The following is an 11,665-nucleotide window of genomic DNA, read 5'->3' on the forward strand; positions in this document are numbered from 1 at the left end:
TTACGGAGAAAGAATTACAGCACCATTTATTCACGAAAAATAATAATAGACTTTTCATCTAATAAAGTTTTCACATTTTTCGAGCTAGGCAGGGCAAGGGTTTAAGACGCCAATTTTTTATAAAGCAACAAGTTTAATATCAGCACCACTGATTGTTTTTATAACTCTTGGGTTTCATCGTAATTCCTCTGTTGAATCTTAAAGTAATGAATTATTGACTACAAGACATGGCAGAAGGAATAAAAGAACTTTGCCCAGATTGAGCCACAAGCATAATATCACCGTTACCATCAACGATCCATCCTTGAGCCTCCACAATTGGGTCGCTAGATTTGGTCATAGTTGCAGTAGATGATTTATCCGCGATCGCTGTTGCTTGTGATGGCAAATCTACCCAACCAGTAATTACTGCTCGTCCTTGCAACGGTTCATTCGGACTTTGGGGTAATCCACTGCGTCCTATGGCGATAAAACGACTAGCGTTTTGTCCTCTTTTAGGAGTGCAACCTTGGGCGATTTGTCGGGATGCATCTATGAGGTTAGAGGGTAGTTGAATTAAGCCGCGACTGGGGTCAGTATCAGGTGTGTTGAGATTTATCTCACCATTTAAGGAAGGGTTGGTTTGGGAGATGGCAGTGATATCACTTGTTGGTAACTGATTAGGATTTAGCTTTTTCGGGTCGGTTGTTTGTAACTGCTGCTCAAGCTCTTGCCGACTGCGCGGCTGTAGCCCAAAGATGCCAGTAGAGTTGATAATAACTTTCCCGCCGCTACCCTCGAAAGCGTTGGCAGTGATATCGCTATTTTCATTGGGGACGGCAACGACAAAGCCTCGGTAATTTGGGAGGTTATTGATAATGATATTACCGCCATCACCACCACCTTGTGTAGTGCCCGCAGTAGTGGAGATTTGACTGTCTCGACGCAAAAGTAATAAGTCCCGCACATTCAAGTCGATACTGCCGCCATTGCCTGAGGCAGTCGTAGCTTGAATACTGCCTTTATTGTTAAGAAAAATCAAACTGGCTGTAACTCCTATATCACCTGCTGTCCCCTGTCCAATGTTGCTAGCAGTTAGTTGAGCTTCATCCTTCACAGACAGCGATTCAGTAGTAATAATAATATTGCCACCCTTGCCAACTGCTCCAGGTAACACTCTACTGAAGATACCTGTATTACTTCCACTTAAAGAGACGCGATCGCTTGCATTAATCTTGACACTACCCGCATCACCTTGTCCGCTAGTGGTGGTAGTTAATCCTGCTCCATCGGCGATCAATAGCGACCCCGTGGTGACGGTAATGCCCCCAGCATTACCCAATGCTCCAGGGTAAACTACGGTGGCGACATTTGCGTTGTTTGTCAAGGAAAATCGCTCTTTAGCTTTAATCGTCACACTGCCTGCATTTCCTTGCCCAAAGGTACTAGCAGACAATAAAGCGTCTTTGCTGAAGGAGACGGTATTGCGAGCCTCAATCCTCACATTTCCTGCACCTCCTTGTCCTGCAGTACTGACTGTTAGGAAAGCCCCATCTGTTGCAGACAGTGATCCGGTAGTAATAGTGATATCCCCACCCTTGCCCGCTAGCCCAGGTGCTGAGTTGCTGAATATACTACTAGAATATCCATTACTACCTATTCCACTCAAATAAACAGCATCATGGGCGTTAATTGTGACGCTGCCTGCATTCCCTTGACCTTCAGCGATGCTCACTAATCTAGCTCCATTAGTGATATATAGTGAGTCAGTATTAATAGTAATGTCCCCAGCGTTGCCCACTGCTCCGAATGGCACTGCGGTGAAAGCACCACTGCTACGCTGCCTGTCATCACTGACCCCTTCAAAAGAGACTGTATCACGGGCGTTTATCGTTATACTGCCAGCATTCCCTTGTCCTTGAGTGTTTGCGACTATTCGTGCCCCATTGGTAACAGAAACAGCCCTGGTAGTGATAGTCACATTCCCACCCTTGCCTTCTGCTCCAGATCCGACTGCGCTAGAAGCAACGCTGTCTACTCCATCAAAAGAGACACGATCCTGAGCCTTAATCGTCACATTGCCTGCATTCCCCCCACGCCCAAGAACGTCCGCACCCAATTGAGCACTATTAGTGACAAACAGCGAGCCATTGGTAGTAATATTGACGTTCCCACCACTACCTTCGCCGAGTTTTTCGACTCTGCTGAAAGCACCTGTACCTCTGCCATCAAAAGAGATTCGATTCCGAGCGTCAATACTGATATTGCCTGCATTGCCTTTGAAGAAGGTACTTGCACTAAGTTGAGCGTTATTGGTGACAGATAGCGTTCCGGTAATGACGGTAACATTCCCACCATTACCCCTATTTCTTACATTACTGAAAACACCTGTACCACGACCATCAAGTGAGACAATATCACGGGCATCAATCAACACATTACCTGCATTTCCTAGACCAGAGGTACTAGCGGTTAATCTAGCGCCATTACTTGCCAATAGTGACCCAGTTGTCACACTAATGCTGCCTCCATCACCAACAGCTCCACGGAAGACCTCATTAAGTACTCCACTGAAAAAGTTATTACCTTCTACTCCATCCAAGACGATGTTATTTCTAGCATCAATGAAGATATTGCCTGTATCTCCTCGCCCACGAGTGTTAGAAGACACTCGAGCGCCATTGGTTAGGGAGAGTGACCCAGTTGTTACACTAATATTGCCACCGTTGCCCACTGCTTGACGCCGTCCAACACTACTAAAGACACCTGTGGGAGACAAACCATCGCCAGTCACACCATCCAATGAAATGCTGTCACGAGCATCAATAGTAACATCACCCGCATTTCCCCGACCAGAAACGCTGACATCTATTTGCGCTCCATTACTTGCAAACAACGAGCCAGTATTGATAGTAACACTTCCTCCATTACCCACTGCGTCAGAACCAACCTGACTGGAGGCACCAGTCCTACTTCCATCAAAAGAGATATCTTGAGCTTGAATGGAGATATTACCTGCATTCCCTTGTCCAAAAACGCTAGCAGACAATTGAGTGCCATCAGTTAAAAATAGTGAATCTGCGATGATGTTAAGGTTGCCAGCACTACCTTTACCATTAGAGTCTACGATATTTAAAATTCTGCTAGCCTGCCCACCTCGAATCGTGCCTGTGGCATTCAGCGTTAAATCTCCTGCCTGACTACTTGCAGAACCTAACCCTGGTGCTATTCCAGCTAGTAGCCAACTTGCTCCCAAAACCTTTATGTTTCGGGCGTTGATGGCGATACTTCCCCCCTTGTCAGCAGAGACATTTACGTTGGCTCCGTCGATCAGTGATACATCTGCCCATGCTATATCTTCAGGAAGATTCAAACTCAAATGACTACCATCTATATTATTTAAATTAACTGTTCCTGCACCCGCCAATCCTCCTAACTCAACCCTCCCACCAAAAGCATTTAACCTTCCACCATCCATGCTGATGTTGCCACCCACTAGCAGCAAACTTTGACCATCTGCTACACGTAGACCAAAGGCATCAAAGCCGGACTGATTTAATCCTGCTGGTGCGACTGAGTTATTTTGAATCGGCGCAGCAGCAATTTGATTGAATAGAAAAGCTGAAGGATTGACTGTCAATAATCCAGGACTATTTGGATTGTCAGCACTGAAAAAACTTTGATTGCTAAACTGTATCGCATTGGCAGTAGTCGCTACAAAAGAACCACCAATGTTCAGCGAGGCATTTTTACCAAAAATAATCCCCGACGGATTAATCAAAAACAGATTAGCTATACCATTGGTGTGAATTAACCCATCAATGTTAGAAACTGACTTACCCGTTACCCTGCTAATGATATTCTGAATGTCAAGAGCATTATTAAAGAAAGCAGTGCTTCCTGTGGGAACGGAAAACTCCCCAAAGCTGTGGAACAGATTGCCACCTGCTCTGGTTCCTCCTTCAATAATTCTGGTGTTCCCTTCTAGTTTGACAGTGGAATTATTAGGTAGAGTGGTATCGGGGGTAATTTGGGCAGAAGCACAACTTGCCCAAAAAGCTGCGATGCCTACGGCGGCAAGCCACGCAATACCCATCCCCACACAAACAGCAATTGTTGAATCAAGGTTAGTTTGTATAGTGATTGTGGTGGTGGGTCTTTTAGGCTGTGTCATCGCTGTAGCGATTCGCTTTAATGCTTTGGCCTAATTTTATTCTGCTAAGAGTAGTGAAAAGTAATAACTTTTCTGAAGGAATACTTAGATCAATAGAAATTCCTCTGCCGATTGAAGTAACGAATTATTGACTACAGGATATGGCAGAGGGAATAGAAGAACTTTGCCCAGATTGAGCCACGAACATAATATTACCATTAGCATCAACAATCCATCCTTGAGCCTCGACAATTGGGTCGCTAGATTTGGTCATAGATGCAATAGATGATTTATCTGCGACTCTGGCTGTTGCTTGTGGTGGCAAATCTACCCAACCAGTAATCACTGCTCGTCCTCGCAACGGTTCATTAGGACTTTGGGGTAATCCACCGCGTCCAGTGGCGATAAAACGACTAGCGTTTTGTCCTCTTCTGGGAGTGCAACCTTGGGCGATTTGTTGGGATACATCTACGAGGTTAGAGGGTAGTTGAATTAAGCCGCGACTGGGGTCAGTATCTGGACTGTTGATAGTTACTTCCCCGCTCACTCCCAATTCTGAACTTGCTGTAATGTCACTGTTTTCGGTTGGGCGTTTTTGCGAGAGAATACCGAAAATCCCGTTAGTTGTAATGTCAACTCTACCACCAGTTCCAGTCAAAGCGTTAGCGCTGATATCGCTATTTTCTTTAGGAACTGCAACGATAAATCTTGAGTTGATTTTGATGTTACCGCCATTGCCACCTAATTTTTCTGTTCCTGCGTTGGTGGAGATTTGACTGTTGCGACGGAGTAAGAGTAAGTCGCTGTTGACGTTGATGTTACCACCGTTACCGGATGCAGATTCGGCATTGAGTTTACCTTGGTTATCTAAGGTAATTAGGTTAGAGTTAATTTCGATGTCACCTGTGATTCCTGAACCTGTGGAATTGACAAATAAGCCACTGTTAGCACCTATATTTAGTACGTTGTCAGGAAAGTTAGTAATGCGATCGCTGTAACTAGGGTCAATACCGCTAATTATTAGCTGATCGTCAGCGTTGACAGTAATTTTACCTGCACGTCCATTGCTTGAGGTAGTGGTGGTGAGTTGTCCGCCGTTGAGTGCTTCAAAAATATTTGCATTTACCGTAATATCGCCACCCTTTTGATTATTTCTAGTGCGTGCATCCAGTAAAGCGCCGTCGGAGATGCGAAATATATTGGTATTTACGGTGATATCGCCACCAATCCCAGTGGAAGTAGAATCAGTAAATGTAAATAAAGCACTAGAATCTCCGCTTTCTTGACTAGTTCCAGAAACAGTAACCACATTTTTTGCACTCACTGTCACATTCCCTGCATTCCCCACTCCTGAAGTTGAGGCAGAAAGTTGAGCGCCATCACTTAGAGAGAAGTCACCAGAATCGATAAAAATGTTGCCCCCATTCCCAACAGTCCCCGTTTCCACAAGGCTTTTAATCCCACTGAGAAAATTGTTTTTCTCCCCAGTAATATCAACACTACCTGTTATTAAAAGATTGACATTGCCTGCATCCCCCTGTCCTGCTAGTTGGGTAGCAGATGCTCCACGAGTAAGGGTTAGCAGTTGAGCGCCATCAGTGAGTGACAGTGTTGTTGCATTGATGTTGATATTGCCTCCTTTACCTACGCCTCCTGCTTCCACTGTGCTTAAAATGTAAGCGTTACCTGCAAGGTCAACAGCATTTTTTGCACCCACCGTTACATTCCCTGCATTCCCTACTCCTGAAGTTGAGGCTTGAAGTTGAGCGCCATCACTTAGAGAGAAGTTACCAGAGTCGATAAAAATGTTACCGCCATTTCCAACAGTCCCTGTTCCCACATTGCTGAGAATCCCACTGGAAAAATCGTTTTTTTCCCCAGTAATATCAACAGTACCTGTTACTTTAACATTGACATTGCCTGCATCCCCCTGTCCTGCTAGTTGGGTAGCAGATGCTCCACGAGTAAGGGTTAGCAGTTGAGCGCCATCAGTGAGTGACAGTGTTGTTGCATTGATGTTGATATTGCCTCCTTTACCTACGCCTCCTGCTTCCACTGTGCTGAAGATGGTAGTATTACTACCTACAAGGGAAATAGCATTTTTTGCACCTACCGTTATATTCCCTGCATTCCCCACTCCTAAAGTTGAGGCAGAAAGTTGAGCGCCATCACTTAGAGAGAAGTCACCAGAGTCGATAAAAATGTTACCCCCATTCCCAATAGTCCCTGTTTCCACATTGCTGCGAATCGCACTCTCGAAATCGTTTTTCTTCCCAGCAATATCTACAGCACCTGTTATGAAAAGATTGACATTGCCTGCATCCCCCCGTCCTGCTGGTTGGGTGGCAGATGCTTCACGAATAACGGTTACCAGTTGAGCGCCATCAGTAAGTGACAGTGTTGTCGCATTGATGTTGATATTGCCTCCTTTACCTACGCCTCCTGCTTCCACTGTGCTGAAAATGTAAGCAGATGCAAGGGAAATAGCATTTTTTGCACCCACTGTCACATTCCCTGCATTCCCCACTCCTAAAGTTGAGGTAGAAAGTTGAGCGCTATCAGTGAGTGACAGTGTTGTAGCATTAATGTTGATATTACCTCCTTTACCTACGCCTCCTGCTGACACGGTGCTGAAAATGTAAGCAGATGCAAGGGAAATAGCATTTTTTGCACCCACTGTCACATTTCCTGCATTCCCCACTCCTGAAGTTGAGCTAGAAAGAAAAGCGCCATCTCCTAATGAGAAGTCACCAGAATCGATAAAAATGTTACCGCCATTGCCTTTTGAATCCTCAATCACAAGATTGAGAATCCTACTCCTAAAGTCAGCAACTTTGATTTCCCCCGTAGCATTAAGCGTGATATCCCCCGCAGTTGCCTCTGGTTGGCCCAAACCAGAGCCGATACCAGCAGAAAGCACTCCCTGCCAAAATATCTATATTGCGGGCATTAATCGCAATATCACCGCTACCAGCAGCTTCTACATACACACTCGCTTGATTGGTAAGTGACACATCTGCACGAGTCACATTAAGAGGAAATTTCAAGCTGAGATTATCGCCATTAAAAAGAAGATTGACATTTGCAGGTGCTGCTAACCCCCCTAATTCAACTCTCCCACCATAAGCATTTAACTGACCGCCATCCATGATGACATTACCACCCACTAGCAGCAAACTTTTACCATCTCCTACTCGTAAACCAAATGCATTAAAACCTGCGGGATCTATTCCTGCTGGTGCAACTGAGTTGTTTTGAATCGGTGCAGCAACAATTTGATTGAAGAACAATGCCGAAGGATTAACTGTTAGTAATGCAGAAGGGGTCTGAGGATTTGTTGCACTAAATTCCAAGCCATTGCCAAACACAAAAGAATTCGCCGTAGTCCCGACAAAGGAACCCGCTACATCTAAACGTGCATTGTTCCCAAATATAATGCCATTGGGATTAATCAAAAACAAATTTGCATTACCATTTACCCCCAATGTACCAAGAATATTCGAGATATTACTTCCCGTCACCCGTGTGAAAATATTGGAGATTCCCGTGGGATTGGCAAAATAAACACGCTGCAATTCACCCACGTTGAATTCCTGGAAACTATGGAACAGGTTTGTACCGCGAATTGCTCCACCATCAATCCGGTCAGCAGCACTACCTTTGATATTGACATTGCCAGTGATTATTGAAGAGTTATTACCCAATGTTCCATCAGGGGTAATCTGGGCTAGGGCGTGATTTTCACAAGAAAATATGCCATGAGCCAGCACTCCAATAATGCTAAAAATTTCTAAGAAATCTGAGTGCCAATTCCTATTTTTACAGGTTGTCATATCAGAACTAGCCTCGCTTGCTCATTTCCTACCTGTGAATATGCAATTTTCTTACACCACGGCTTCGAGCCACATATTCAAAAGAGCCACATATTCAAAAGTTTTTTGCTAGCCGTCCCGATCAATTTTTCTACAATTAATTTCAGCAGATATTTTAACTAGATCGGAGTAAAGTTTTTAAAACTTAAAAATAGGTAATGCATCTGATTGTTTCAATCGCTCTTGAGTTTCATCGTAATTCCTCCCCCGATTCTTGGAGTAACGAATTATTGACTACAGGATATGGCAGAAGGAATAGAAGAACTTTGCCCAGATTGAGCCACGAGCATAATATTACCATTAGCATCAACAATCCATCCTTGAGCCTCGACAATTGGGTCGCTAGATTTGGTCATAGTTGCAGTAGATAAATTATCCGCGATCGCTGTTGCTTGTGGTGGCAAATCTACCCAACCAGTAATCACTGCTCGTCCCTGCAACGGTTCGTTAGGACTTTGAGGTAATCCACCGCGTCCGGTGGCGATAAAACGACTGGTGTTTTGTCCTCTTTTGGAAGTACAACCTTGGGCGATTTGTTGGGATACATCTATGAGGTTAGAGGGTAGTTGAATTAAACCGCGACTGGGGTCAGTATCTGGCCTGTTGATAGTTACTTCCCCACTCACTCCCAATTCCGAACTTGCTGTAATGTCACTGTTTTCGGTTGGGCGTTTTTGCGAGAGAATACCGAAAATCCCGTTAGTTGTAATATCAACTCTGCCACCAATACCTGTGAAAGCCTTAGCGCTGATATCGCTATTTTCTTTAGGAACGGCGACAATGAAAGGGCTATTAATGGTGATGTTACCGCCATCGCCACCGAATTCGCTACTGCCGGCAGTGGTAGAAATTTGACTATGATTGCGTAGTAATAATAAGTCTTGCAACTTCAAGGTAATATTACCACCATTGCCCGATCTGGTTATGGCGGCGATCGCTCCTTGATTATCCAAGCTCAAAGAGCGAGCTTGGATGTCAAGGTTGCCTGCCGTACCTGCGCCAGTACTACTGACAGTGACTTCACCTCCATCCCGGACACTCATCTGCTCAGTTTCAACTTTTAAACTTCCCCCACTACCAGTACCTTCTGGTGTAACCGCAGCGCTGATTTGGCTGTTAAAGTTACCATTTGCTGATTTGCCAACAACTTCTACAGATTTCGACGCATGAATTCGTAATTTACCTGCATTGCCCACTCCAGCAGTTCCAACCGATACTATTGCACCACCTCTCACACTCAAGCGATCGGTTTCAATTGTTAAATCGCCACCGTTACCTCTGGGCGGAATCACTGTTTCGTCTGCGTCTATTTCAACACCTGCATTGATACCCGTAGCATAGAGGTTATCAATAGGTGTATCAAATACCTCTACCTCAGAAGCCCGAATTGTGAGATTACCAGCGTCGCCTTGACCAAAAGTAGCGACTTGCACTTTGCCTCCATTACTGACACTCAAGCGTTTTGTCTCAATGGTCAAGTTGCCACCGCGACCCTCACCTCTAGGGTTTACCTGAGCAAATAAGCCAGCAGGATTTTCAAGATTAGATGTAAATGATTTGATTTTTCCGCTAATTTCCACTGACTCGGCAGCGTGAATAGTCAAATTTCCGGCAAACCCTTTACGATAAACACTGCTTCCCACTTGACTGTCAATGATATTCATAGTGACAGTTTCAATGTTTATATTGCCAGCATTCCCTTGTTCAAAAGTACTGGCAGATAGTTGTCCATCTCGGACAATCAACTGATTGGTATTAATTGCCAAATCTCCTGCTGTTCCTGTACTCGATGTTTGAGTTAACAAGCTGCTGGGAAAGGGAAATAAACTATTACTATTAGTAGCAGATCCTATCAGTTTAACTGATTGGGAGGCATTGACTGTCAAGCTTCCTCCAGCCCCACTACTGCTAGTTCGAGCTGAAATCGCTGCTCCATCTTGGATTAATAACTGATTGGTGTTAATCGTAATCTTTCCTGCGGGCCCTATGTCATAGGCGTTAGAACTTATTCTGCTCGGATACCATCTATTAGGAAACTGTGGCAGAATAGCAGTACCGACTAGCTGCACTGATTCGGCATTTACTGTTATACTCCCTCCAACCCCTTTACCTTCGCTATCGGTTATAATTCCGGCTCCATTTTGGATGAGTAACTGTCTAGTGTTAATCGTGATGTCTCCGGCGTCTCCTACTCCATTAGATGCAGCAAACATACCAGTAGAGCCTAAGTTGGGATTATCTGGAATACCGGTTATTTGCACTGATTCTGAGGCATTCACAGTCAAATTTCCTGCCACACCTGCATTTGTTGTACTAGATGAAATCTTTCCTCCTGCTAAGATTTGTAACTGTCTGGTGTTAATTGTCAGGTCTCCTGCATCTCCTGTCCCAGAATTTTCAGCAAATAAACCACTGCGAATTCCAGTAGGTGATTCTCCAACGACTTGCACTGATTCGGAAGCATTTACACTTAATCCTTTTCCAGGTAATGCTCCTAAAGTGCTGGCTTCAATCTTGGAACCTCCACTAACTGTAACTCCTTTACCCCACACCTGAATAGCGCCGCCACCTTCGCCACTGGTACTGACCAAGGCTTGATTACTGAGTGAGATATCGGCTTTAGCTAGATTATCAGGAACAACCAAACTTAAATTATTACCATCCACATTCAGTCCGACTGTCCCCTCACCTGCAATTCCTGCTAATTCCACTCGCCCACCCGGAGCATTCAATTGACCTTCGTTGATGGCAATTTCTCCACCGACTAATAGCAAACTTCGACCATCTGGTACTCGTAGACCAAAGATATTATCTCCTGTTGGTGCAATTGAACTGTTTTCAATTCTGCCAGCTTGAAGTTGATTGAATAGCAAAGCCGAAGGATTAACTGTTAGTAATGCAGAAGGAGTCTGAGGATTTGTTGCACTAAATTCCAACCCATTGCCAAACACAAAAGAATTCGCCGTACTCGCCACAAACGAACCCGCTATATCTAAACGTGCATTGTTCCCAAATAAAATGCCATTGGGATTAAGAAAAAACAAATTTGCATTCCCATTCACCCCCAATGTGCCAAGAATATTCGAGATATTACTTCCCGTCACCCTTGTGAGAATATTGGAGATTCCCGTGGGATTGGCAAAATAAACTCGCTGGGATTCTTTGATATTAAATTCACGAAAACTATGGAATAGGTTTGCACCGCGAATTGTTCCACCATCAATCCGGTCAGCAGCACTACCTTTGATATTGACATTGCCAGTGATTATTGAAGAGTTATTACCCAATGTTCCATCAGGGGTAATCTGGGCTAGGGCGTGATTTTCACAAGAAAATATGCCATGAGCCAGCACTCCAATAATGCTAAAAATTTCTAAGAAATCTGAGTGCCAATTCCTATTTTTACAGGTTGTCATATCAGAACTAGCCTCGCTTGCTCATTTCTTACCTGTGAATATGCAATCAATTTTTTGAGAAATTTATCTATAATTAATTTCATTTCAGCAGATATTTTGACTAGATGAGAGTAAAATATTAAAAAATTAAAATTAATTAATAGACATTTAGTGAAATTAAATATGCCTTATCCAGAACCCTTGTAAGCAGTTTAGGTGATTTCTAGGAAAGAATTTACCAATGGAGGTAAAATGTACCCTTGATG

4 protein-coding genes are annotated in these 11,665 nt (G+C 44.1%); all 4 read right to left on the minus strand.

Translation table 11 applies throughout. The features are described from left to right. Positions 1–211: 211 nt before the first annotated feature. The 4 genes from RM368_RS25305 to RM368_RS25320 all read right to left on the minus strand — a co-directional run bounded on the left by RM368_RS25305 (position 212) and on the right by RM368_RS25320 (position 11,420). Positions 212–4,153, minus strand: coding sequence for a filamentous hemagglutinin N-terminal domain-containing protein (locus tag RM368_RS25305; RefSeq protein WP_322696586.1), 3,942 nt, complete (start codon positions 4,151–4,153; stop codon positions 212–214). Positions 4,154–4,277: 124 nt separating this feature from the next. Continuing rightward, positions 4,278–7,052, minus strand: a complete 2,775-nt coding sequence (locus tag RM368_RS25310) for an S-layer family protein (RefSeq protein WP_322696587.1) — start codon at positions 7,050–7,052, stop codon at positions 4,278–4,280. Beyond that, positions 6,985–7,965: a filamentous hemagglutinin N-terminal domain-containing protein gene (locus RM368_RS25315; protein ID WP_322696588.1), complete on the minus strand. Its 981-nt coding sequence runs from the start codon at positions 7,963–7,965 to the stop codon at positions 6,985–6,987. The genes RM368_RS25310 and RM368_RS25315 overlap by 68 nt, the downstream gene beginning before the upstream one ends. 266 nt (positions 7,966–8,231) lie before the next feature. Beyond that, a complete protein-coding gene (locus RM368_RS25320; protein ID WP_322696589.1) occupies positions 8,232–11,420 on the minus strand; it encodes an S-layer family protein in 3,189 nt (1,062 codons plus the stop codon). Positions 11,421–11,665: the final 245 nt, after the last annotated feature.

Source organism: Nostoc sp. DedSLP03 (assembly GCF_034530815.1).
Classification (GTDB): Bacteria; Cyanobacteriota; Cyanobacteriia; order Cyanobacteriales; family Nostocaceae; genus Nostoc.